The organism is Haloarcula taiwanensis (assembly GCA_002844335.1).
GTDB classification, from domain to species: domain Archaea; phylum Halobacteriota; class Halobacteria; order Halobacteriales; family Haloarculaceae; genus Haloarcula; species Haloarcula taiwanensis.
In genome coordinates this window covers 188,241-213,865 of the sequence record CP019155.1, presented here as the reverse complement: position 1 = coordinate 213,865, position 25,625 = coordinate 188,241, and the positions used below count along the sequence as shown (strand labels likewise).

General features: G+C 58.2%; 18 protein-coding genes. 6 read left to right on the top strand and 12 right to left on the bottom strand.

Annotated features, from left to right (window positions below; genetic code table 11):
• Positions 1-49: 49 nt before the first annotated feature.
• The gene (locus BVU17_16125; protein ID AUG49106.1) at positions 50-2,224 is read left to right on the top strand and encodes a carbohydrate-binding protein; all 2,175 of its coding nucleotides are present in this window, start codon (positions 50-52) and stop codon (positions 2,222-2,224) included.
• Positions 2,225-2,228: 4 nt separating this feature from the next.
• The gene (locus BVU17_16120; GenBank protein AUG49105.1) at positions 2,229-3,488 is read left to right on the top strand and encodes a hypothetical protein; all 1,260 of its coding nucleotides are present in this window, start codon (positions 2,229-2,231) and stop codon (positions 3,486-3,488) included.
• Between the two features lie 47 nt (positions 3,489-3,535).
• Here BVU17_16120 and BVU17_16115 read toward each other — a convergent pair whose 3' ends face one another.
• From BVU17_16115 to BVU17_16100, 4 genes are all read right to left on the bottom strand, one after another.
• Positions 3,536-4,804, bottom strand: coding sequence for a hypothetical protein (locus BVU17_16115; GenBank protein ID AUG49104.1), 1,269 nt, complete (start codon positions 4,802-4,804; stop codon positions 3,536-3,538).
• Positions 4,805-4,867: 63 nt separating this feature from the next.
• Positions 4,868-6,064, bottom strand: a complete 1,197-nt coding sequence (locus BVU17_16110; protein ID AUG49103.1) for a n-acetylgalactosamine-4-sulfatase — start codon at positions 6,062-6,064, stop codon at positions 4,868-4,870.
• A gap of 136 nt (positions 6,065-6,200) precedes the next feature.
• Positions 6,201-7,157, bottom strand: a complete 957-nt coding sequence (locus BVU17_16105; GenBank protein ID AUG49102.1) for a glycosyl transferase — start codon at positions 7,155-7,157, stop codon at positions 6,201-6,203.
• A gap of 118 nt (positions 7,158-7,275) precedes the next feature.
• A complete protein-coding gene (locus BVU17_16100; GenBank protein ID AUG49101.1) occupies positions 7,276-8,757 on the bottom strand; it encodes a sulfatase in 1,482 nt (493 codons plus the stop codon).
• A 199-nt stretch (positions 8,758-8,956) separates the two neighbouring features.
• Here BVU17_16100 and BVU17_16095 point away from each other — a divergent pair, with 199 nt between their 5' ends.
• Positions 8,957-10,372 (top strand): hypothetical protein, encoded by a 1,416-nt coding sequence (locus BVU17_16095; protein AUG49100.1) that lies wholly within the window; start codon positions 8,957-8,959, stop codon positions 10,370-10,372.
• Positions 10,373-10,403: 31 nt separating this feature from the next.
• Here BVU17_16095 and BVU17_16090 read toward each other — a convergent pair whose 3' ends face one another.
• The 3 genes from BVU17_16090 to BVU17_16080 form a co-directional block, all read right to left on the bottom strand.
• Positions 10,404-12,212 (bottom strand): hypothetical protein, encoded by a 1,809-nt coding sequence (locus BVU17_16090; GenBank protein AUG49099.1) that lies wholly within the window; start codon positions 12,210-12,212, stop codon positions 10,404-10,406.
• Between the two features lie 153 nt (positions 12,213-12,365).
• Positions 12,366-13,625 (bottom strand): glycosyltransferase, encoded by a 1,260-nt coding sequence (locus BVU17_16085; protein AUG49098.1) that lies wholly within the window; start codon positions 13,623-13,625, stop codon positions 12,366-12,368.
• Positions 13,622-14,824 carry a glycosyl transferase family 1 gene (locus tag BVU17_16080; GenBank protein AUG49097.1) on the bottom strand — a complete coding sequence of 401 codons (1,203 nt, stop codon included), beginning with the start codon at positions 14,822-14,824 and terminating at the stop codon, positions 13,622-13,624. Before BVU17_16080 ends, BVU17_16085 begins: the two co-directional genes overlap by 4 nt.
• Before the next feature lie 243 nt (positions 14,825-15,067).
• On the opposite strand from BVU17_16080, the gene BVU17_16075 reads away from it, so the two are divergent.
• Complete coding sequence (locus tag BVU17_16075) at positions 15,068-16,213, top strand: glycosyl transferase (GenBank protein ID AUG49096.1); 1,146 nt, start codon at positions 15,068-15,070, stop codon at positions 16,211-16,213.
• A 32-nt stretch (positions 16,214-16,245) separates the two neighbouring features.
• On the opposite strand, the gene BVU17_16070 is transcribed toward BVU17_16075, so the two are convergent.
• From BVU17_16070 to BVU17_16055, 4 genes are all read right to left on the bottom strand, one after another.
• Positions 16,246-17,172 (bottom strand): hypothetical protein, encoded by a 927-nt coding sequence (locus tag BVU17_16070; GenBank protein ID AUG49095.1) that lies wholly within the window; start codon positions 17,170-17,172, stop codon positions 16,246-16,248.
• 56 nt (positions 17,173-17,228) lie between these two features.
• The gene (locus BVU17_16065; protein AUG49094.1) at positions 17,229-18,056 is read right to left on the bottom strand and encodes a glycosyl transferase family 2; all 828 of its coding nucleotides are present in this window, start codon (positions 18,054-18,056) and stop codon (positions 17,229-17,231) included.
• Between the two features lie 380 nt (positions 18,057-18,436).
• Positions 18,437-20,185 (bottom strand): hypothetical protein, encoded by a 1,749-nt coding sequence (locus tag BVU17_16060; protein ID AUG49093.1) that lies wholly within the window; start codon positions 20,183-20,185, stop codon positions 18,437-18,439.
• A gap of 498 nt (positions 20,186-20,683) precedes the next feature.
• Positions 20,684-20,965, bottom strand: coding sequence for a transcriptional regulator (locus BVU17_16055; GenBank protein AUG49092.1), 282 nt, complete (start codon positions 20,963-20,965; stop codon positions 20,684-20,686).
• Positions 20,966-21,756: 791 nt separating this feature from the next.
• Here BVU17_16055 and BVU17_16050 point away from each other — a divergent pair.
• Positions 21,757-22,392, top strand: a complete 636-nt coding sequence (locus BVU17_16050; protein ID AUG49091.1) for a hypothetical protein — start codon at positions 21,757-21,759, stop codon at positions 22,390-22,392.
• A gap of 59 nt (positions 22,393-22,451) precedes the next feature.
• Here BVU17_16050 and BVU17_16045 read toward each other — a convergent pair whose 3' ends face one another.
• The gene (locus BVU17_16045; GenBank protein AUG49090.1) at positions 22,452-23,597 is read right to left on the bottom strand and encodes an alpha-D-ribose 1-methylphosphonate 5-triphosphate diphosphatase; all 1,146 of its coding nucleotides are present in this window, start codon (positions 23,595-23,597) and stop codon (positions 22,452-22,454) included.
• Between the two features lie 698 nt (positions 23,598-24,295).
• Here BVU17_16045 and BVU17_16040 point away from each other — a divergent pair.
• Positions 24,296-25,366 (top strand): glucose-fructose oxidoreductase, encoded by a 1,071-nt coding sequence (locus tag BVU17_16040; protein AUG49089.1) that lies wholly within the window; start codon positions 24,296-24,298, stop codon positions 25,364-25,366.
• Positions 25,367-25,625 lie beyond the last annotated feature (259 nt).

Sequence of the window (25,625 nt, the reverse complement as noted above, 5' to 3'; positions counted from 1 at the left end):
CACCTAACCCGCAACAACGAATAAAATAGTAAATAGGGATTACCGGAGTGTGACCAACGAAGAACAGAATCGCTCGCACGACAGTGAGGAGGTGTCGCGGGAGGACAGGATTCCGACAGACGCGACCGTCGTAGACCGCCGCACGTGCCTGAAATTAGCAGGTGTTGCCACCGCGGCCCTGGCGGGATGTACCGGTAAAGGTGGTCCTACCACGGGCAGTTCGGCGGCACAGTTCGGCTACGGCGGCGAGCCCGCAGTGACGTCCCAGCTCGCCGCGGTCGACGTTTCGGAGGTGGCCGGGGACGCCAGCGTGGCGAAGTCGGTCAGCAGCCTCGACGTGGGTTCTCGGCTCTCGACGACGCTGTCTCCGGGCTCGTCCGATCTCTTCGCGTTTCGGCCCGACACCGAGGACGTGACTGTCACGTTCACGCCCGGCCCCGACACGGGGCCCGCGGCCCTCGGGGTGTTCAACCCCGACGGTGAACTGGTGTCACAGGCGTACGCGAGTTCGGCGGCCCCGGTGTATCTCCCGGAATCACTCTCTACCAGCGCGACACATTATCTGCAAGTCATGGACGTCGGTCGGGGCGGTGGCGATTACTCGCTGGCCCTCTCGACCGGCACCACGACGCAGTCCCAGTCCCCGTACGAGGGGACGGTCCGGTCGATTCCGGGCCGTATCCAGGCCCAGAACTTCGACATCGGCGGCGAAGGCGAGGCGTATCACGACACGTCCGCCGGGAACATCTACGGGTCCGCCAGCCGGGACACCGACGTGGACATCCGACCGACCGGGGACGAGTCCGGGACGTACAACGTCGGCTACTTCCAGGCCGGGGAGTGGCTCGAATACACGACCGACGTCTCGCCGGGGACGTACGACATCAGCCTGCGAGTGGCGTCGGCGCTCTCGGACGGCCAACTCGAACTGTCCCTCGGCGACCGGACCCTCGCGACCGTCACCGTGCCCAACACGGGCGACTGGACCTCGTGGGAGACCGTCACGGTCGAGGACGTCGAGATAACGGCCGAACAGCAATCGACGCTGCGGGTCGAGGCGCTGGATTCCGGCGTGGAGTTCAACTGGGTCGAATTCGAGAAAGTCGACGTACAAGACCCGTACAACGGGACGGCCGCGACGATTCCCGGCCGTATCCAGGCCCAGAACTACGACACTGGTGGGGAGGGCGTCGCCTACTCCGATACGACGGCCGGCAACGAGTACGACACCGGGTACCGCGACACCGACGTCGACATCCGGGAGACCCAGGACAGCACCGGGGAGTACAACGTCGGCTACTTCGAGGACGGCGAGTGGCTCGAATACTCCGCCGACGTCTCGCCGGGCCAGTACGACATCAGGGTCCGCGTGGCGACGACCCGGGACGACAGACAGCTCCGGTTCACGCTCGGCGAGCGGACGCTCGGTACAGTCGACGTCCCCAACACGGGCGACTGGACGGCGTGGACGACCGCGACCCTGGAGGACGTGACCATCGACGCCGACGGACAGCAGGTCCTCCGGGTCGAGGCCGTCGGCTCCGGCATCGACTTCAACTGGGCCGAGTTCGTCGTCGCCGGCAACCAGCCGTACGACGGCGTCCCGGTTCTGCCGGGCCGAGTGCAGGCCCAGAACTACGACCTCGGCGGCGAGGGCGTGGCGTACCACGACACCACCGCCGGGAGCGAGTACGACCTCGACTACCGCGACTCCGACGTGGACATCCGGCAGACACAGGACGTCTCCGGCGAGTACAACGTCGGCTACTTCGAGGACGGCGAGTGGCTCGAATACACCGTGGAGGTGCCGGCCGGAACCTACGACGTCGACGTCCGCGTGGCGACGACCCGCGACGACAGGCAACTGCGGGTGTCGCTCGACGGCGAACGGGTTGGCACGGTGGCCGTCCCGAACACGGGCGACTGGACCGCCTGGGAGACGGCGACGCTGCCGGACGTGACGGTCGATTCCGGTGGCGAACACGTCATCCAGGTCAAGGCGGTCGGGTCCGGTATCGACTTCAACTGGTTCGAGTTCCGGGAGGCGACCGAAACGGAGACCGAGACCGCGACGCCGACGGAGACCGAGACGGCCACACCGACTGAAACGGCCACGCCGACAGAGACGGAAACGGCGACGCCGACACCGACGGAGACCGAGACCGCGACCGACGACTTCGGCAGCGAAGGCTACGGGATGGGTGGGTACGGGGGTACCCAATAAGACAATGGCAGAACGATACAACACGCCCGCGGAGGGCACGCTAGATTGGCACGTACCGCTCAACGAGAACTTCAAGAAGCTCGACAACCACGTCGAACTCCGGGACGCCGAATCCAACATGGACCAGTATTCGCCCAGCGCCGGTGCGAAGTTCCTGGCGACGGATACGGGGACAGTGTATCTCGGAGACGGCGACACGTGGAACCCCATCGGGGACATCACACCCTCGTCTACGGGGTCGAAGACCGCCGACGACGGGACGATAATTGCCCCGCCCGGCGACCTCCAGTCCGCAATCGACGACGCGTCGAACGGCGCCGAATGGGGCAAGCGGCCGACCCAGACCGTCCGGTTGGTCTCGGGCGAGAACTACACCGTGTCGGACACGATTAAGCTCCGGCGCGGCGTCCGACTGGAGTGCAACGGCGCCAGAATCGTCCCCTCCGGCGACTTCGACGTCATCGAGATGTACCGGGAGAGCCAGCTCATAGAGCCACATATCGACTCCCGGAACCAGGGCTGGAGTTCGACCCAAATCGTCGTCGGTGCCGACGACGCTGCGAAACTCGAAGCCGCGAACCGGGCCTGGGTCCGGGATGCCTACCTCATGGGCGACAAGGGAGAAGGAACGGGTCTCCAGTTCCGCGGCGGAAGCGGTGGCCCCTGCTCGATGCAGTGGGCGACCGGGACTATCAACGGGTTCAAGCGTGCGATAGACCTGTACGCGGCGGGTGGCGACACCAGTGGTCAGGGCGACTGGTCGAACGGCAACCACTTCGAGGGGCTCATCCGGAACTACGAAATCGGGGTCTCGATGCGGTCGGAAGGTGCAGCCGTCACAGGCAACTCCTTCCGCCTGCAGGCCCAGCCGAACCCGCGAGTCAGTAAATGGCTCTGGTACATGGAAGACGACCCCCGCTCCAGCTCTCAGCGCGGCGACTCCTCCTACGTGAAGAAGGGCAACGCCATGCTGGTGAAGTCCTGGGACAACATCAATTACGAAAAGAACCCGTACTACGACAGCAGTGACCGCAAGCCCCCGGTGTGGTACATCGGGAAGGGCAAGCAGTACGCGAACTCGCTGTACGACTTCGGTGGCCTGATGGGCAACCAGTACATCGTCAACAACGCCGACACCCCCGACAGAAACGGTATTCTCACCGGTCACGGCGGGCACGTAACGGGGACGACGGAGTGGAGCCAGCCGCCGAACTACCAGCGCAACGACAGCCGGAACTGGCACCACGAGTCACGGAACGCGTAACGCGTAACTCGTAATTCGTACCGACCGCTGTCCAGAAGCCCCCGGTTTCAGCTGTTCTCGGACTCCGGGTGCCATCTGCGACTATCGTTTCGGTCGTATGCGGGGTTGAACCGGAGCTGTGTCGTTCCAGTGACCTCGCCGCCGTGTGCGGTGAAGATTCCGTTTCGGTCGGGATTGTCGGAGTTGTTCACGATGAACTCGTTGCCTAGCAGGCCGCTGAAATCGTAGATGGAGTTCCCGTAGCGGGTCCCTCGACCGAGATACCATATCGGCGCCCGTCGGTCCGAATCAGAGCTATAGGGGTTATTCGCGTTGTAGTTGTTCACGTCCCACGGGTACACGAAGAGGGTGTTGCCCTTCATCAGGTAGTTCTCGCTGTCTCGGTCGCTTCGGGGGTCGTCAGCCATCCACAGGAGCCATTCGCTCCGCTTGCTGTTTGCCTGTACTTGCGCCCTGACCGTGTTCCCGCTGACCGCCGCACCGTCCGACCGCATGCTAATCGCGACACGGTAGTTCCGAATAGTGCCCTCGAAATGGTTGCCGTTCGACCAGTCGCCCTGACCGCTGGTGTCGCCGCCCGCCGCGTAGAACTCCAGTGCGGTGTCGAATCCGTTGAGTATCCCGCTGGCTGCCTGCATCGAACACGGTCCGTCCTGTCCGCGAAACTGCAAGCCGGTGCCCCGTCCCGGCTCACCGAGCAGATAGGCGTCCTGTACCCAGGCTCGGTTCGACGGTTCTAGCTTGTCGGACTCCCTGGTTCCGACAAGGACTTGAATCGACTGCCAGTCCATGTTCCGCGTGTCGATGTGGGGACGGACTAGCTGTGTCTCACGGTGGAGTTCGAAAACGTTGAAATCGCCGGAGGGGACGATTCTGGCGCCGTTGCAATCCAGCCGGACACCGGATTTGAGGGTGATTGTATCGGATATTTCGTACGTTCGCCCGGAAACGAGACTGATAGTCTGTGTGGGTTGCTGACCGAAGTTGGAGTTCGTCGCGGTCGCATCGATTGCCGCCTGAAGCTCGCCCGGCGGAGCAATCACCGTTCCGTCGGCCGTCCGAGTGAAACCGTTCCGAACGACGTTGACCGATGCGCGTCGCTGCCACTCGTTCCCGTCGCCGATGTACACCTGTCCGGTGTCTGTCGCGAGGTACTTCGCACCGGTCTTCGGCGTGTACTGACTGCGGTTCTCCTCTGTGTCCCGGATTTCGACGTCGCCGTCTATCCGCGAAAAGTTCTCGTTGAGCAGTACGTCCCAATCCTGTGCACCCCGGGGCGGTCGGTTGTACGCGTGGTTCGCTGTGTTATCGGCCACAATATCTGCGTGCAGGACTCCCCGGGTGAAAATTATAATACGGCTACCGAAACGCTGTCCCCGCTATAGATATCCCATCTCTTCGAGATGCTCCGCAGTGGCTGCATCTATGTCGTGTTCGCTGCCGGCTGTCTCGCCCTCGAGAATCGAGTCGATTTTCGACCGGGCCTCGGACGTGTCGAATCCGGGGAGCCCGTACGACGCGTGTCCGGGCGTGAACATCTTGTACGATTCGAAGACACGATTGCCGTGTCGGACCTGTTTCCCGAACGGCTTCTGTAGCAACAGGACGAGGTAGATGAGCGAGGCAGTGACCTGTGACCCCTCCACGAATACGTGACCACCGTTCGCATCCCAGAGACTCTGGATGGTCCGCTCAAATCCGCCGGTCAGCTGGAGCAGCCGTTCGAGCGGGTCGGCAAGGGTCCCGTACCGGATGTGCCGGAGGTGATTGTATCCAGTTTCGCGGTCAGCGCCATCGATAACCCCGTCCGTCTGTCCGATGTCGACGGGGCATGCCATCGCGTCGGCGACGGTCGGCACCAAGTCGACGTGGTGGAAGAGCCCATCGGCCCGTCCGGGTTCGAGGTCGGGATGGATGAACGTCGTCGGGACGTAGACGACTTCGGGCGTGGCAGCGTGTGTGTGGCCGAAGAACCCGTACTCGCCGAGGAGTTCACCGTGATCGCTCGTGTAGACCACTAACGTGTCGTCGGCGAGCCCGCGCTCTTTCAGGACACCGAGGACACGCTGGAATTCCTCGAACGAGCGTTCCACGCCCTGCTCGTAATCGATTCGTGCCTGTTCGGGTTGATTCGAAATCCTGTCGAAGTATTCGGCGGCAGTCTCGTCCGCGTACTCGTACTGGTCCCACTCGAACCCGTTGTACGGCGCATGTCCGCCGGGACGGCGGACGACGTGGACGAACGGCGGCTTCGCTTCCTCGATAGTCGTCCGCGCCGGAGAGCCGAAGATATCTGCGATGCCGTCGTTCATCCCTCCCTCGGACCCCATCGACGTCTCGTGTGTCTCGATGTCGAAGACGGACCGTACGTCAGGGGGTACTGTGTGTTTGAAACTGTGGATTCCGCTCCGCGGCGGTAACAATCCGGTCAGTAGGCTCCCGAACGACGTCGGGGTATGAGTCGACGCTGCGATGGTCTTGTGCGTCGGCCCGAAATCAGACAGCGTGTCCGCAATCGAATCGTATCTAACAGCGTCGTCGACGTAAATGAGGACGTTTTCGACATCCAAGTCCATTCTATCTGTCCCCAAGACTATCGGGAGCAAAGTAAGAGAGGTGTTAATCAACTGTACGGACGGCGCGCGCGAGGGTTCGAGTTCAAGCCACGATTGCAACTGTAGCGAGCCGACCGGCAGTATTACTAGTCAGTTCCTACTTGTGGATGGTATCCGTCCTGACCCGGTGGAGCAGACTGGCTAGCGTGTGTGCCGCCCTGTAGGTGTACTTCCCGCCGTATGCGACGAGAGCGTACACGAGCCGCGATCTATCAAGTGGATGGTATCGGAGCGCTTTGAGGAGGTATTTTTTTGCATCAGCGTAGTAGCCGTTTTTCAGCGCCTCCTGCCCGAGTGATTCGGTCGTCGCGGCCATGAACGCCCGCTCACATCGCCACCCGTACTCCGCGGCGAGGTCCCTATGTTTTTCAATGAACAGCGGGTACGAGATGTCGCGTTTCTCCTCGAAGTTGTCGCTGATGCTGTCTTCTCCGGTCTTGCGGCGCCGAGTGGTGAGCGCCTCGGGGACGGTTTTGAACTCGCAGTGACGGGACAGGCGCAGCAGCCAGTCGCGGTCCTGCCAGCTCGGGAAGTCTGTATCGGGGAGCCCGGCGGCCCGAGCGACGTCCCGACGTACCATTAGGGTGGTAAATTCACCGAGGGAGCGACCGCGGAGCATCGCTTCGGTGACGTCCCCTTCCAGCGAGAAGACGACCGTACGCACGTAATCGTCGTACACGTACTCGGACCCCGTGTAGACGACACCGACCTCCGGGCCGGCCTCGCGGAACGCCGCCACTTGCTTTTCGATTTTTGACGGGGCCCAGTCGTCATCGTCGTCGAGGAAAGCGATGTACTCGCCCGTCGATTCGCGTATCCCCGTGTTTCGGGCCTCGTTTGCGCCCCTGTTTTCCTCGTGTCTGATTATCTCGACGGTCAGTTCGTCGAACGAGAGGGAACTGAGCGTGTCCGCCGCCGGCGTCGGTGAGTGGTCGTCGACGACGACGAGTTCGATGTGGCTGTACGTCTGCTCCTGAACGCTCTGGACGGCGTTCCGGAGGTTTTCCGGACGGTCGTACGTCGGGAGGACGACACTGACGAGTGGGTCGTTCATACCTGTTGGATGTGTTCTGATGTATCGGGAGAGTCGGTCGAGTGTGTCGTCCGGTGCCACGTCGTGGTCCGGCGTAGCTGTGGTTCTCGTAGCATCTGGACGGCGCAGTGGGCGAGTGTCACTGGAGGTACCCCAGGTCTTCGAGGCGCTCCTTTTTGTTCGCGCTGATGGTGGTTTCGTCCGACGTGCCGCGAGCGAGGCGACCGAGTTCGTCTCGGAGGTCTGTCCCGAGGCGCTCACAGATGTCCGGGTGCATCGACGCGATGTCAATCCGTTCGGTAGGGTCCTCATCGCGGTCGTACAGTTCGGTGTCGCCCGGTGCCTCGATGAATTTCCAGTCAGTGGTTTTAATCGCTCGAAGCGGGCGGTCGAACCGCGTCGCGGTCTCATCGAACGACTCCACGGCCTCCCGGAGCGCATCCATCGACGGCTGCGGGACGAGATACTCGGCGATTGCGCTGTCCCGTACGGGGACGGTTCCGTCTCGGGGAACCAAACTGTGCGTCGAAACGTCCGTATCGGCCGGCGGCTCAGCGCCCGCGAGGTCTGTAACGGTTGGATACAGGTCCCGGAGTTCGACGGGTCCCGAAACTTCTTTATCGTTGAATAGTTCCGGGTATCGGATGATGAGCGGGACGTGAATCAGCGTCTCGTAGAGGCAGTACTGGTGGTCCATCAGCCCGTGTTCGCCGATGTTCTCCCCGTGGTCCCCGACCAGAATGATGGCGGTCTCGTCGAGAATACCCTGTTCGGCGAGTGTATCGTACAGCCGTCCGAGTTGCGTGTCAAGATACGCCAGTTCTGCCTCGTACAGGCTTTTGAATAGTTCTATATCCGCGTCAGTTAGCTCCCGGTCGCCGGCGACGTACTGCCAGGGGTCCTGGTCGAGGTTCGAGACGCGTGACGGGTCGGCACCGTCAGGCAGGTACTCGTCGAGAAAGGGTTCGGGCGGCTCGTAAGGAAGGTGGGGTTCGACGTAGTTCAGGAAGTAGAAGAACGGGTCGTCCGCCGTGCCGTTCTGCTCCAGCCATTTGACCGTCCGTGAGGTAGTGTGGCGTGCCCCATCGTCGTGGCGCTCCGCGAGGAACTTCGCGTAGCCGGTAGTAAGCGCGCCTTTGAGGAGGTCGACCGGGCCTTGCCCCCGAAACACGTCCAGAATGGTGTCGCCGGTCGCCGTCGTGTTCCGGTTGCTGATAACGCTCGAAAGCTCGGGGGCGTCCCAGAACAGGTCCCACTTCATCGAGAACTCGTCGAAGCCGGCATCGAAGCCGAACTCCGGACTTATCCAGACGTTGCCCGAGATGCCCGCCGTTCGGTAGCCTGCGTCGGAGAGTCGGGACGCGAGCGGCGCGGAGTCCGGGTCGAAGATGTGGTTCCCGGCGTGGACGCCGTGTGATGACGCGTACTTTCCAGTGAACATCCCGGCATGGGAAGGGAGCGTCCACGGTGCAGTGGCCGTCGCGTCAGTGAACGTCGTTCCGTCATTCGCAATACGCGACAGCGTCGGCATCAGTCCGGATTCGAGACCCGGAAGCACCGTGCGCGCACGTGCTGTATCGAGAACTATCAACAGCACGTTCGGCCGTTGCTTCGGTGACATTGGCACCCAGTTTTTCACCGACGGGTATAGTTATACGAGGTAAAACCGACCAATCTCCTGCTACTTCGCGTACAGTGTTTCAGCGACCGATAGAGTCTGCCGGCCACCGGCGGGAGAATCGCTGGACTTCACAGACGTGCGATGCACAGTCGGTGTACGTAGTCATTAACAATCAGCCAACGCCGAATCTAACGCAGTAATGAGCGCGTCAACTGCTCCGCCTAATATCATCTGGATTACTCTCGACAGTATTCGCTACGACCGCACCACGTTGGACGGGCACACGCGAGCGACGACGCCGAACATGGAACGTATCGCCAATCAGCCGGACGGAGTCAGTTTCAGTAGTTGCATTGCCGCCGCGAACTGGTCGCTGCCGTCGGCAGCATCGATACTCACCGGAACCTTTCCCGAACACCACCGGACGGGCTACGGTACGAACAAGCTTCCAGAGGGCGTCAGCACCGTCGCCGAGCGACTTCGGGAGGTCGGGTATCAGACGGTCGGTGTCTCTGCGAACCATTACTTCAGCGAATCGACCGGCCTTTCCCGTGGGTTCGAGACGTTCAAACACATCAATCCGAGCGACCTGTTCAGAGAGGTCAGCCCGCTTACGCTGCTCCGGTTCCTCGGCAACGTGCGGTCCCATTCGGGCGGTCTCAGTACGGAGAAGACGAAACACCGACCCGACTTCTTCGTCAACGAAGTCGTAAAGAAGCAGGTCTCGTCCCGAGCCGGGACGGATGACCCGTTCTTCATATCCGCACACTACCACGGCGCACACCTCCCGTACTATCCGCCGCCGGCGTGGCAGGACCAGTTCGCGTCGGACCTCATCGAATCGCCACGAGCAGCGAGCGAGCGGGCCTTCGAACACACCGCCGACCTGCACCGAGGAATCGCCAACGTCAGCGAGTTCGGCGACGCGGACTGGAGCGCTTTGAACGTGATGTACGACACGCTCGTCGCGTACTCTGATTCGCTGATTGGAGAGCTCTTCGACCATCTGAAGGCGCTTGACTTCGAAAACACCGTGTTCGTCGTGACCGCCGACCACGGTGACCTCCTCGGGGAGTGTGGCCTGCTCGGTCACAAATTCGTCCTTCACGACGGGTTGGTTCACGTCCCGGCCGTCGTACACGGGCTCGATTCAGTGGCCGGTAAACAGGACGAACTCGTCCAGCATGTCGACATCGTCCGGACGCTCGTCGAGTGTGCTGGCGGCGATACGACCGGTTTCGACGGCATCGACCTCCGGAACGAGCGACGGACAGCCGCACTCAGCCAGCGTGCCGCCGACATCCAGGGCCCACTCTCGGCGATACAGGAGCACGACCCGTCGTTCGATACCGAGTACTTCCACGACGCGGCGCTCAGTTCGCTCCGGACCCACGAGTTCAAATATCAGCAGAGTTCGGAAGGTGACGTGCTGTTCGAACTCCCCGATGAACAGTCAGACGTCTCTATGTCGTACCCCGACCGCAGGGACGAACTCAAGGCGGACCTCCAGCGGCGACTGAGCGAAATCGACAGTCAGAAAGTCGACGGGGAAGCGGCCGAGTTCAGCGACGACATCAGAGACCAACTGTCCGACCTGGGATACTTAGTCGAGTAAGACCGCTCCGAGAGCAGCGTGCCGAGCCGGATTATTCGGCGGTCCCCTCATCTACTTGTGGCGATACTCTCCAAGCTGTGTACCCGCCGTTCACGTATATTTTGTTCGCCGTCGAGTCCCGTTCTAACTCATTCAGATGGGACTCGCCATACCGGAAGAGGAACTCCTGCTGTTCCGGGGTGTAGTGGGAAGCAGTGTGTCGTTTGCGGTCGTACGTCTTCGTCACGAGATACGCACTGCCGTACGTATCCGCCGCCCTCACATCCGGTCCGGTGTATCCCAACGCATCCGGAACGTCGTTTTCCGTAGTGATGCCTCTCGGCCACAGGCGGTCGTGATTGCTCGACAGCACGAACTCCTTCATTTTGTGTGACGTATCCATCGAGTATACGGGCTCTCCGAGGTCGTAGTTCGTCGACAGATACTGCGTCCCGTCGTACTCAGCGTGGGTGAGATGCCGGTTCGGCTCGTATGCCGCCTGGGCACCTAATCCAGCCGCAAGAAGCACGACGAGTGCGGACAAGACTATCAGAGATGACCGCTGTCGCTCGAAGAGATGGAGAATGAACATCCCGATAGCCACTGCGGCAAAGAGGATGGCGTAGCGTGACAGACGGATGTGGCCCTTGACGACGAGGTCACGGAGCAAGAAGAGCACTGCCAGCGTTACACCGGCCATGAAATGGGTCGCGCCGAGGCCCCAGTCGTAGCGGTTGTTTCTGCGGAGGAAGGCCACGAGAACGAGTAGGAGAAAGAGGCCCGCGATCAGGAAGTAGAGGAACACGCTGCCGTAGAGGTCGACGAACTTCCAAGCTAACTGCACCGGAGTGAACGAAACCGACGTGGCTTTCGCCAGTTCCTGGGCCGCCGGGCTCGGACCTTTGTCCGGTCCGAACATGTTGTACATGGACACCTTCGTTTGTCGGAAGCCCTGTAACCAGATGAACTGAAGCGGCAGGAAGAGGGCACCCAGACGGAGACTGAGCGTCTCGATTGAGCTATCGAAGAGGCCTCGGTACAGAATTGAATACGCCGCCGTCACCGTAATCATCCCAATCATGAACAGCGTCGTCATCGGGTGCATGTAGATGACCGCGAGACCCAGCGTAACGAGAAGTATGAGGTACGTCTTCTCGTTCGTCTGGCGGTACCGTTCGAGTACGAACAAAACGACCGGGAGTAGCATGAAGGACAAGATGGCAGGATGTGCCGAGAGGTGGAACGTGGTGTACAGGAGCGGCGCACCGACTGCTAGTCCGACTGCGATGCTCTCCCGCCGCTGACTGAACAGACGGATGACAGCCCCGATAGCCACGATATGTAGTAGAGTAAACGCGAAATTGATGCCGTACTGGGTGCTCGTCAGCGGAAGGCCCAGCATGTTTAGTTCCGCCATCAGAACGTGTTCGCCGGGATACCAGATGCCGGGGAGGCTCCCGGTTTCGACGATACCCTGGACGTCCCCGAGATGCCGAAGTTTGTCAGCCTCACCGCGTCCATAGAGCTTGTACCCTCGGGCAACTGGCAGGAACGTGTATATGAGGTAATTCGCCAGCAAGAGGGCCAGTCCGTGTCGCCAGAACGTGGTGCCAGTCGTAGCGGCGACAAACAGCAGTACGATGCTGCCGGCTAGTATCGCATAGAAGAGGAGCCAGTACGCCGACGGGAGCGACTCGACAATTGACGTTTCGTATCCCGTCGCCAGTTGGGTGCGAAGAAACAGCGCACCCTCTGCGAGGAGGAGGCCCGAGAGAACGACGGCGAGAGTCGCTTGCAGATGGCTATCGGTAAACCCGACCCAGTTGTCGAGACGGCGTTCGAGATTATTTACGATACTCATCGCTGGTGGAGAGAGATGAAGTCACTACCAGTGACACGGTTCACGTCCGCTTGTTCGGGTTTGTAACAATAAGTAAACGCAGCATAACGGGCCGTCGGCGCGGGTCGGCCAGGGTCGGCAGTACCGCGGACGACAGTGTCGTGCATATCGGTGTCAGGCATCGTTTTCGTATTCTCCGGCGTTGTTCTCCCGTCCCTGTCGGCCGTCGAGAGAGCGATACAGCCGAGTGTAGCGGGAGACCATCTGTTCGACGGTGAACACGTTTCGGACACGGTCGCACCCCTGCTCCCCGTAGCGCTCCCGGGTCGCGTGGTCCGCGAGCTCTCGCATCGCCGCTGCCATCTGTGTTGGCTCATCAGGAGGAACCAACCGTCCGGTCTCACCGTCGAGGACGACTTCCCTCACGCCGTCGATGTCCGTGGCGACCACTGGGCACTCCGCGGTCATGGCTTCGAGGATAGTCACCGGCAGTCCCTCGAAGGCCGATGCAGAGACAAAGGCATCGGCAGCCGCGTAATACCCGTGAATCTCCGGGACGCGTCCGGTGACCGTCACAGCCTCGGACAAGCCCGCGCTCTGGACCTTCTCTCGGAGCGATGCTTCGAGCGACCCCCACCCGACGATGAGAAGGTGTGCCGACGGCACGCTGTCGATGACCTCCCCCATCGCCTCGATGAGCGTCGGCTGTCGCTTCTGGGGCTCGTATCGGGCCACGTTGAGATAGAGCGGGTCAGAGTCCGAAAGGCCCCACTCTTGGCGGACGGCACGTCCGTCAGCGGCGTCCACGGAGCCAGCGAAGGCATCCACGTCAATCCCGTTGGGAATCGTGCTCCACTGGCCACCAGCATCGTGGTGAAAGACTTCGCTCTCACCGGTGAAGGCCGTCTGAACGCCCTCCGAGACGGCAACGGTCCGTGAGTCGAGCGGTCGGGTGAGACGTTCCGCCACCCGCTCGATGGGATGGTAGTTCGCCGGGACGTTGTGCTGTGTGCTCACGATGTGGTCGACGTCGGCCACGGAGCCGACGAGTCGTCCGAGCGATTGTGAGTACGGCAAGTGGCAGTGGAGGATATCGAACGATGTCCGGCGGAAGAACCGGAGCATACGCGGGAGCGAGCGTGGGTCGAACTGCGGGAACTCCCCGACCGCTCCGAAGTCGACCACGCGCGCGCCTGCGTCTTCGAAGTCCGTCCGGAGCGTGTCGTCACCGCCGAAGAAACAGACCGTGAAATCGAACGGTTGGTCTCGCGCTTGCTCGACGAGGTTCAGGACGATAGTCGGTGCGCCGTCAGGCGCGAGTTTGTTGATGAGAAAGCAGACGCGAACAGTCTCGTCCGGGGATTGGTGGGAGGCGTCGTCGTAGCTGTCGGTGCCCGCGGTGGGAGCTTCGTGTGTCGTGTCCGAGCGGCTCATTGCTCGTGCTCCGTGTTCGAGCCGGCGGGTATCACCTGCTCTTCGGCCTGGTCGCTGTCGACCTGCTGTTGGGAGGGCGTCGACGTGGAAATAGTACCGAGGGCCTGTGTCGTCTGCTCGACCGTTTCGGACCAGTCGTATTCTCGCATCACAATCTCCCTGCCGGCCTGGCCGAGCTTTCGTAGCGCATCTCTATCGTCGAGCATCGAAGACATGGCCTCGGCTAGTGCCGTCGTGTCCCCAACCGGTACCGTCTGGCCAGCCTGCTCGATTACCTGTTCCGTCTGTTCCAGTCGGGTGCTGAGAACGGGCGTGGCACACGCCATAGATTCCATGACGCTTCGCGGGAATCCTTCTGTTCTACTGGCAAGTACAAACAGATCCGCGGCGCGGTAGACCGCCGGCATCTCCTGATACGGAACCCGCTCCAGAAACCGTATCGACTCGCGCATATTCTCTCGCTCGACAATCTGTTCTAGCTTGTCCCGAAGCGGTCCGTCACCGCACAAAAACAGTTTGGCCTCGGGGATGTTGTCTTGGACTATCTGAAACGCTTTCAGAACGTCCCGAGGCCGTTTCCCTTCGACCAGACGACCGACGAAAACGACTGCCGGACCAGTCGCATCGGTTATCCGGTCGTACGTTTTGCCGACTGGCGTGAATCGGTCGACGTCAATCCCGTTGTGGATGACGCGGATATCGGACGAGACGCCGAGGTCCCGGAGGCGCTCGCGTTCGAGTGCAGTGTAAGAGAAGAGTACGTCCGCCGCGTTGTATGTGAACCGTCCGACAGTGTTGAGGTGGAACCGCGAAAACCATTCGGGGACTCGTTGCGACATGAGTCCGTGACACGTGACGGCGAGCGGGATGTCGGTCACCCGGCTGTAAGCCGCCGTGAGGTTGCTCGAAGAAAACAGGTGTGAGTGAGCGTGTACCACGTCGTACTCCCGAGCGTTGCGGAGGTACTTCACCGTCCCGGCGAACAGCGCGTTACCGAACAGTTCGATACGCGGCGACAGACGGACGAGGGTGTACCCGGCTCTCTGTTCGGTCTGTGGCAGAGACTGGTCGTTCGAGACGGTCAGGACCGTCACATCGTGGCCCATCTCGGCCTGGTCGCGGCTTAGAGCGTGTATGTGATAAGGTGCTCCCCCAACTTTGTCCGGAAAGATATCTTGGGCGACACGTAGGATGCGCATTCTGTGCAGGACGCTTGCTGTCCGATACTTATTGTTAAGCCTGTGCTTTCCAGGGTATCACAGTCCTAACCGCGTAACTGCTCCGGAGCGGAATTCGCGCGTTGACGAGTTTGTCGCCAAATTCCGTCGTAGTCTCCCGACCAGTTTGCGGACCATCCCACAGCGTGCGGTACGGCAAAGATACGAGAGATGCCTCGGGGTAGGAAGATAGTAAAAAAGCCTACTGACCGAGACGATGTCGATATGACAGGGCAGAGGCCGCTGGCGTTCTACGTTCCGTCCCTGACGGTTGGGGGGGCTGAACGGGTGACGGTGACAATCGCAAACGGGTTGGCCGAGCAAGGGTACGACGTCGATCTCCTCGTCTCGTTTTGTGAAGGCGAGTTCAAGAAAGAAGTGCGAAGCGACGTTCGCCTCATCGACCTAGAGACTCCGTCTATCCCGGGAATCGGTATCGGTGCCGCTGTCCCGGCACTCCGCAGGTATCTCAGGACCGAATCGCCGAGCATGATTTTCTCGCAGATGACATACGCCAACGATGTCTGTCTCGTCGCACACGGATTGGCCGGCTCCGATGCGGTCGCGGTTCCGACGGTCCACAATACCCTCGGCGTGCAGGACTCGCCGAAAGAGAAGTTCGTCGAGTGGCTCGCGGGCCGACTTGCCGACCGAGCGGACCAGTTCGTCGCCGTTTCCGAAGGTGCCGCCGAAAGCATCGTCGAACACGTGGGGGTCAGTCGTGAGGACGTGACCGTACTGCACAACCCGATTCCCGTCGAGGAGGTCCGCATGCGGTCCCGGGACCCGGCCGACCACGAATGGGTCGGCGTTCCGGAGTACGAGGTCGTACTCGGCGTCGGCCGCCTCGAGCCACAGAAGAACTTCGGCTCATTCCTCAAAGCGTTCAAACGGGTACACAAAGCGCGCCCACAAACGCGAGCAATCATCGTCGGTCGAGGGTCTGAGCGTGGCGAACTCGGGCAGTTGGCCCGGGATCTCGGAATCAGCGAGAAAGTCTCGTTTCCGGGCTACGTCGACAACCCCTACGGCTACATGGCCGGTGCATCCGTGCTAGCAATGTCGTCGGTACACGAGGGGCTCCCGACAGTGCTCATCGAAGCGCTAGCGTGTGGCTGCCCGGTCGTCTCGACTGACTGTCCTAGCGGTCCCTACGAAATTTTAGAAGGTGGCGAAATCGGACCACTAGTCCCGGTCGGGGACGATAGCGCCCTCGCAGATGGGATACGTACCACTCTGGCCGACCCACCGGACAAAGAGAGATTAGTCGAGCGGGCGCGCGATTTCGCCCCCGAAGCCGTGCTTCGGGATTACGAGGCGTTCATTCGAGCGCACCTGCCTACCGCAGCCCCGGCTCACAGAACGGCCTGACTCAAGCGGTATAGCGCCTCACCAGAGCTTCGTTACGACACGTCGAGCCAGACGTGGAGTTCCCGGTAGCTGTTCTGGGCCGTGGGCTGTTCGGGGACAGGCCCGTCGTAAAGCAGATACGTCAGTCGTAACCGCTCACCGCTCAGCAGGGGTTCGACCGTGTGTTCCTGCCGCCACGTCTCTTCGGCAGCGACTTCGTTTCTGAACGAATCCAGTTGCGCACGCTGGATTGCCTCTCCGTCCTCGTTCGTAGCGACGAGCGTAATCACGACGGTGTACTGTTTGGGTTGCATCTCACGGTTCGTGACCGTGAAATACAGTGTCTCCTGGTCGCCAACCGACATCTCGGACGGATAGTTGTCAGCGACGAGCGTCCCGTTGTCCGCCTCGGTGAGGAGCCCGAACTCCGTGTACCGCTCACCGCGGGGCGGGTCCAGTGCGACAGCACCGACGCTGAGTACCGCGACGAGCACAGCGACGGCAACAACGACTGAGCTGAGCTGTATCGAGTCGCCGATATTCGGGGTCTTGGCCCGGTACGAGGAGCCACCAAACGTAGTAGGGGAGGTCTCGTTGAGAGTCGATAGTCGGCGATACATCCCGATACTGGCCGCCAAAAGCGCTATCGACGACAGGGCGACCATCACTGGGGCCGCGGCGATATCCCAGACCGTGTACTCGAGATTCACCCCGACGATAATCGCGAGGGCGATGCTGGTAGCGATTCCCAACAGAAGCGCCTCGGAGCCGAACAACTGCTCGCCGTCGAGTGACGAGCGCCGGTGTGGGAACATCGCCACCACCACCGAGTACCCCGGTGCGAAGAACAGAAACGGTATCGTCACCACGGTTCGGAGCAGTGACTCTGACAGGAAAGTTGCCGCGAGCGCCAGCACGGTAAGCAGAATGACGGCCACCAGATCAGCCACTCGCAACAGAGATGCGGACCATCTACTCATGCGATACGGTCACCACTGGTCCGATATAAGTAGGAACTACATAATCGGACGACGTATCATCTGAAGAACTTCTTACCGATTCGCCAGAAGAATCCTCGCAGGAGCAGCATAGACAGCTTCGGAACGAACGAACTGTATCTGATCCCACTTGATTCGTCGCCGTAAAACGCCTCCATCGGTACGTCCCGTACAGTCAGTCCATTGGCGTCTAACTGAATGAGCATATCGTTCAGGAACCCGTAGTCGTCAAACAAATCGTTCAGCGAGAGTTGTTCGAGCGCCGTTGCGGAAATCGCAGTGTATCCGTTCTGTGGGTCGCGCATCTTCCAGTGTCCGCTCGCGACCTTTGTCAATATCGTGAGGAGTGCGTTTCCGAAAAACCGCCAGTTGGACATCTGGGCACAGTGGCGTCGTGATATCAAGCGGTTGCCCTTCGCATAATCCGCTTCTCCTTTAACGACTGGGTCGAGAATCTCATCAAGGATGTTCGGATCCATTTGACCGTCGCCATCGAGGACTGCAATCGCATCCATGCCGCTCATAAGCGCGAGCTCGTAGCCAGTTTGTATAGCGGCTCCGCGACCGCCGTTTGTCTGATGACGGACCGGGACGATCCGCTTGTCGAGAAACGTCTGGCTTTCAGATATCGTTGTTCCTGCCCCGTCGGCAACAACTATTTGTTCGGCAGAATCACCGGTCACACCTGCCTGTGTCACTTCGGTATCCACGTATTCCTTGATCTCGGTCCACGTGCCATCTGTCGAGCAGTCGTCGATAACGAACACTTGGTCAACGTACTCCGGAAGTGAGTCGATGACATCACTAATAAATCCCTCCTCATTGTATGCGGGAACAACAACACCGATTGTCGAACCGTTATACACGCCATGTCCCCCCCGAGTATGAGCCGTGTCGCTTCGCTTCTGTCAGTTGCACAGCACAGTCGCATTGCTGGAGGGACTCCGCTACGGTTGACACAGAGTTATCGACAGGTGAACTACTCATCTGGGGTCGGCGTGCATGCCAGACCCACGCGCCAACAGCAACCTCTGGTTCAGTGGTAATCATGGTAGGTCGTAGGGCCGGTCACCGGCCACCAATGGGGCCCTCTCTGACGCCATGTTGGAGAAATCGATCTATTGTTATTCCTTACTTTCCAGGGTTAGCAGTCATATACAGTGACGCATCAAATCGATAAATATCTCATTAGGTCAATCCAAAAAGTGCCTGTGTACGTCGATTACTCGGTAACAGCGAGAGGGAGTTATTCGAATTGATCCTGATACGTCGTTCTGATGTCCGCCTGGCGACTAGCGGTCAGGTTCTCGTACGACGCTCCGTAGGTGTCGTTTGCCAGTTCGTCCCACGACTCGATTCGGTCACCGGAATCAGTCTGGAACTGTGAATCGAAGTCCGCTTCGACCTTCTGTTGTGTTTCAATATCCAATCCAGTGAAATTAAACTTATCGCCAGCTTTCACATCAGCTCCATACTCTTGCCGGGCGATCTCCTCACGCGTCCGCACCTCTGCAGCCGCAAGACCGTCCGCGAACGGCTGCCGTTCATGAATCTCTTCGATCTGGCGCTTCGTTTCGCCGCTAACCTCGTTATAGTAGAGTCCGTACTTATCCTGGGTTATTTCGTCAAGCGAGGCGCGATCGCCCTCAGAGACACTGGTACTGCTGCCGGAACTGCTGGACCCGCTACCGTCCTTTGCCCACGACGGTTTGACCGACATGGCAGTTGACGCACGCGCGTCCTCTGAGTAGATACCATAAACGTACGTCTGCAGACTTAATGGTTCTACTGGATAATCTGTCGAGTCAGTTACTGTGTATTCAATCTCGAAGCGAACACGGGTCGACTCACCAGGTGCAAGCGTAACGTTTCTATTGACTCCATAGGTCTCTGGTCGGTCGTCGTCATCGCTGTCGATGCGATGCTGGATCGATTGGGTCGCAGTTACGTTGCCAGTGTTCGTTACGCTCGCGGAGAACACAGCCGTATCACCGACGTACAGGACGTTCGGTCCGTCCAGATCCGACACCTCGAAATGGCTGTCCTCCACCGTCATCGAAACGGTCTCCTTGTCAGCAGCAGTCCCGAGCGAATGGTTGTGTATCCCGCGGCTCAAATTCGCCGTGTGCACCCCAATAGACACCGACGCCGACTCATTAGCAGCGAGTGAAACGGAGCGTGAGTAGGTGGTGTTCGTGGAATCACTGCGGAGCGTGACGTTGTCGGTACCACCCACATCGCCGACGTTCTCGACGACTACAGAGACATTGGCAGTTTCACCTTTCGTTACGTTAGCCGGTGCGGTCATGTTCTGTAGCCGGAACGTCGCCGGTTGCTGGACACTGAGGGTCCCGGTCGTTGTTGCGTTCTCCGTGGCGATCTTGTATTGATACTCATCTGGGGCCAAATCAGCAGTGTTGACCGTGGCAGTGCTCACCTGACTCTGGCCGCCCGCAAGCGAGTATACGCTCTCGTTCAAGATTTCGGTATCGGAGTATTGGCCGTTTCGGTCAGTATCGACAGCGAATCGGACGGTCTGGACGCCGCGATATGCACCGACATTGGTCAGGTTTGCCCGGATAGAGGCGTTCGTGCCGCGGACGATAGTAGCGTTTGCAGTGGTGTCGGCGAGTACAAATGTGGGGGGAGTGAGTACAACCACATTTCCAGTTGTCTCCGGGGACGACGAGTCACCGACAGCAACGGCGTACGTGTACTCTCCGGAACTGAGTTGCTCAGGCTCGACAGCCAGGGTCACTTCTGTCGGTTCAGCTGCCGAAAGCTCGACTTGTTTTGTTGTTACTGTTTCGGGAGACTGTTGCTCCCCGTCGCCGCTCAGCCGTAGCGCTACCTGTTTCGTTGTCGTTTCCGACCCTGCGTTCGTAATTCGAAGGCGTACACGCAACGGCTCGTCCGGCCGAATCTCGGCTGAAGACTGCACAGCGGTGATCTCCAGTTCGTCCTCGCCGGCAGTGGTCTCCGGATCTGCGGGCATATCAGCGAAGCCACCGATTCCGAGCCCTAACGTAGCACCTCCAAGGACCACCAGTCCAGCAACGCATCCAATCAGTAATTTTCCATAGCCTATTGACAACATGCGTACACAGGTATGTTACAAATCATTATTGTTACGGCTGTTATACCCGCTGGTAGACACTCTTTGTATTCAACATCGAAGAGCGGATTCCCGCAGTATAGACCTCAGAACAGGTAGCGTTCGTTTACCACCAGACACGTCCGTCAAAGTGACAGCGTCCAGCATAGTCGTAGTGAGTTGATACCGATCGTTGCTGTCTCAATTAAACGACTGCCGCATCTGGCTCCGCGGAAAACACACCACTCGTGATACAATCCCAGATCTATTGTAACAAAGTATCACATACGCAAGAGCGTTATATTTGTTGTACATTCCTTCGATGGAAGAGAAGCACGGAGAAAGTTCTAAGCTGATGCGCTCGCACATCCTTGCTGACGCAAGTCCAAGACGTGACGGTTATGCCATGTTCTTCCGTTCGATTGTTTCCCAAATATCGACACCTTTCTCCGTGATATCGTACACGCGCCCTTTTTTTCTATCTTCCGAGACTAGTAAATCAACAAGTTCCGACTCACGGAGCTCTTGTAACGCACGTGAGACATGTGCAATACTCATGTCTCGATCGTCCGCGATCAACGACGGTGTCGCGGGGCCTTCTGACAATCGACGGAGAGTCTCGACTCGATACCGTGAACTGATCACGTAGCTCACTTCATCCCACTGATCAAAGTCTGCCATCGTATCTATTCGTATGCACGAGTGTCCCAGCTACCGTCTTTGGATACAGACTCGTGTACAGGGATATTCCATGTGCCTGTGGTTAATTGTTTCGCTCGTGTCGCTTGGTGTCGCTTCGTAACCATACACCATTCCGGTTGATTACCCTGCATACTGAGTATATGGTGAGTAATACCGTTCTTCAATCTAATTTGCGGATGGTGCGTTTCAACCACTCATTCGACCGTCGGAAGGTTCCTGATCAAATATGGTTACTTCAAAACCGGTAAGGTTGCAATTCCTGAGGACTTTCCCTAGAAGGAGTTCGCCAGAGGCTTCGTATATCGAGGAGGATTTCAGCGATATACCTCGCCGCTCAATTGGGGGTCATAAGATTCCGTTACTTGTACAGCCCACAGGAACACTAGATATACGCTACGATTTATCTCAGACAATGTGAGGAAGAGAATTGCGGATAACCGCGATGTTATCGCGTTTCAGCGATTGTTACGGTCGTCCTGTTTATTCATCACGTCTCACCGCCCACCGAAGCTCTAGCTTACCGAGGATCGTCAAAAATTGACTCAGAGAGCACCGTTACCCCTAGGATACCAATGCAACTACTGACTACCCTTATCGGTAACCAGCAAAAAATTATCTAATATATTACATAACAAAGTATTAAGTGGCAAGGTGATGTTGATTTGAAATGCTGGCTGACAGCGTAACGATCCGTCGATACAGCCGGGGGGCTGTGTGAGCGCGATTCCAGACGGGTGGACGATGTCGCAGCACACAGGAAGTGGGTAAATATGGGAGTCAAAGACACCGCACAAACGGAAGCAGAACCGGAGAGTAAACTAAGCGACGAGTCCGTCCCAGCGCCGAAGGGGAAGGAAAGCAGTGCCGACCAAGCGGCGACGCAGGAGCAGGACGATCCCGATATATCTCTGGATGTCATCTTTGAAATACTGAAAAACAGTCGGCGCAGAGAGGTCCTCCACTTTCTTCGGGAACGAGACGAACAGGTCTCTCTTGGGGAGCTTGCAGAACACGTCGCGGCTATCGAGAACGAGACCACGACTGATGCGTTGACGTCAAGTGAGCGCAAGCGCGTGTATGTCGGTCTTTACCAGTGCCATCTCCCAAAAATGGACGATATCGGCGTCGTTGATTTTAACCAAGACCGTGGGCATATCACCCTTACGCAAAAGGCCGACGACTTCGAAACGTACCTCGACCGCTCTGAGGATGGCGAGAGCGATCGACAGTGGCATCAGTATTACGCAGCCGTTTCGATGCTGGGCGCAATGGTCCTGGCTGCCTCTGTCGCCTTCTCACTCCCCGGGAACATGGTATTGGGACTGTTCTCCATAGTCGTAGGTGTTGCAGGCGCGTGTTCCGTGTATCACTGGTCCGTAGAGCGGGAAATGCCGGAAAGCGAGTAGCCGGATCAGAAGCGTTTGGTTCCGCGGCGAATTTTTACGCAGTACGCGTGGTGAGTCGGCTATGCAGAACGGTACACCTCATCGCCGGCAACATACGTTCGTACTATGGATGGTTCCGGGTTAGGATCAACAATAATAATATCTGCTCTTGCCCCACACTCCAGCCGCCCACGGTCGTATAACCCGGCAGCAGCAGCTGGTGCAGTAGAAACACGTAACATCCGGTCTATCAGAGAGTCATTGTTTTCAATGAAAACAGAGCTAAGCAATGATTGCGGCCGAAAGTCGCTGCAAAGGATGTCTACGACGCCGTCTTTGATCGCCTGAGACGCGTCGGGTCCGTCCCACAGACTCCCACCGCGAACCACATTCGGCGCGCCCATCGCCACGGTCAGGTTTAGCTTGGTCGCACGCTGTGCAACACGGTGAGAGAGCGGATACTCGCTGATGTCCACCCCGATGGCAGCAGCGTTATTTACACTCGCAACAGTTTCATCGTCGTGTGAGGCAACCGGTATATTTCTACTGCTCGCTAAATCTGTGATCTCTCGTGCGCGCGCCACTATTTCTGTGTCTGAAACATTGCTGCGGCGTGTCTCGAGGGTCTGAATGCCTGCCTCAAATTCCTTATCGGGGCAGTCATAGCGTTGTGCGATTGTATTTTCGCCAGCGAACTGACCCTGTCCGGGGATGTGTGAGACAAGAGAGACGAGGTCCCCCCCTGATCGGATTCCCTGCGAGACAGCGTCGACTGCCGCTTCATTTGTTAGCTCACACCGCATATGTAGCCTGTTGTCGACACGAGCACCGGTTTTGCGGTCAAAATCCCGTATCTGTTCGGCGAGGCGACGGGCTAATTCGATACTCCGGTTATCATCTGGAACATCTTCGAACGAGATAGCATGATATTTTGTCGTAATACCTGCACTAGCGTTGGCAATATCACAGCGATCCAGAGCGATAGTCGTGTCGACACGCTCCCCGGCTCTCGGAAAGAGATGCCGTTCAATGTCATCACCGTGAAGGTCAATCAGTCCAGGCAGGACATAGTTACCCGTCGCATCAATATCGGGGGTGTCGTGAGGTTCTGCGTCCACTGAGACAATTTTACCGTCAGAAAACGTCACCGTCCCGTTCTCTATTTTCGCCGTAGGCGTAACAACAGTTCCTCCTGATATCAATGTCTGATTTGCATTATTACTCATGTTCTATGACTCCCTGTATGATAATCAATGTGGTAACACTTCACTGTCTAAAAGCATGAATATATGCTCACTACGGCTACGCTCTGGCCAGATATAGAGTCTATATTTATATAGAATAGGTCGCTGTAGCTGTAGTTTTACCAGATGGGATACTCGGAGACAAGCCAGTCAGTTGCACTCTTGAATCGTAAAAACGAGGCAGACCACTCCAGCAATCGATCATGACTTGAGTTGAGACCCCGCCCGCAAGATTCGAGACCAAATGGTATTCTGGACAGTTGCCCACATGTCAAGAGTTTATAGTTTGCAAGTCAGATTTATATAATATCATAATAGAGTTCACAAAATGCACGTAATTCTGTCGAATTCATATCCATTAGGTTACACCTACTCGCATAATACCGTATTAACTGGCCGGAAAAGAGCATTTGACCGGTGATTTCTCACTATTTTTCCGATGATAGGAGAGAGTATAATAACACCTATGTAAAGAACAAGGTCGGTTGTACCAATATCGCGGTTCCACAATGACCGATTCCGGCGATCCACCCACTCGCCACGATATCAGACGCTATCAAGCAACGTCGTCGAGGACTCATCGAAGTTATTGTGAGGTCCCCTGTGTTGCTACCACTGACATGGCGGTTGCATGTTCAGAACCCGAAGGTTTTAGCGAACAGCGTTTGGAATAAGTTCCTATGAAAGACTGGATTGATACATACAACGAGCGTGACTGGCAAACCACCACAGATGGGACCATTCGGTATGCACTACTCGGCCTCGGCTGGTGGACAATCGACTTGGCGCTCCCCGCGATTCAGGACTCTGAGTTAGGTGAGGCCACAACATTCGTCAGTAGCTCGGCGGAAAAAGCTGAACGGCTCGCCGATGAGAACGGCGTCAACCACGGGATTAGTTACGAAGAGTTCCACAACGGGGCAGCTGCCAACGCATTTGATGCGGTCTACATTGGAACACCGAACGCCCTACATCTGGAATACGCCGAGACAGCCGCAGAGTTAGACAAAGCGATCCTGTGTGAGAAACCAATGGAAGCGACGGTCGGACGGGCAGAGGAAATGGTCGAGGTCTGTGAAGACGCCGCTGTGCCGCTGATGATTGCCTATCGGATGCAGACTGACCCCGCTGTCAGGCGCGCAAAGGAGCTCATCGAAGACGGATTTATCGGGGAACCAGTATCCGTATACGGAAACAACAGCCAGCCACTGCTTGAGATGAATCCGGACAAAGACCAGTGGCGTCTCGATCCGGATCTGTCAGGATATGGCACCTCAGTGATGGACTTGGGGATTTACTCGATTAACACGACTCGGTTCTTGCTTGACCGGGAACCACTGGCGGTGCAATCGCAGATGGATTCGTATGAGGAGGCGTTTGAAGACGTGCCCGATGAACGCTCTGGGGCCTTGCTTGCGCTGGAGGACGGTGTCAAGATGGTCACGACCGACAGCCAGAACGCCCACAGTGATACACAGCTGAAAATAACTGGCACCGACGGACAAATCGACATCCGTCCAGCGTTCCACGGGAAGGCAAAACTCCATCTGTCTCGAAACGAGACCACAATAACTGTCGAACACGAGAGTTTTGACGCGGAGGACGAAATGCGTGAAGAGTTCGATTACTTCGCTGACCGCGTTCTGACCGAAGCCGACATTGGTCCGGACGGCCGCCATGGTCTCCAAGATATGCGAGTCATCCGGGCAATTCACGAAGCTGCAGAGAGCGGTGACGTTGTCGAGTTGTAACTAAGTCGTTCGAGTTTTCTACTCCTACCGCTTGTTCATTGGCTCGTGACCCGTTCCCGTGTCAATAACGGCTCGTCTAATTCCAGTCCGGAGTAGATATAGCGCTATCGCAGTATGGTATTTCGAATAAACTTCCGGCTGAGAGGTTTTATACTACCCACTGATCCGGAATTGAATATCAATTTTTGGAGACCCAGTCAACTGAAAGCTGTAGCGAAGGTTGACAAGATATCGGACTCCCCGTCGGGTAAAAAGCTAT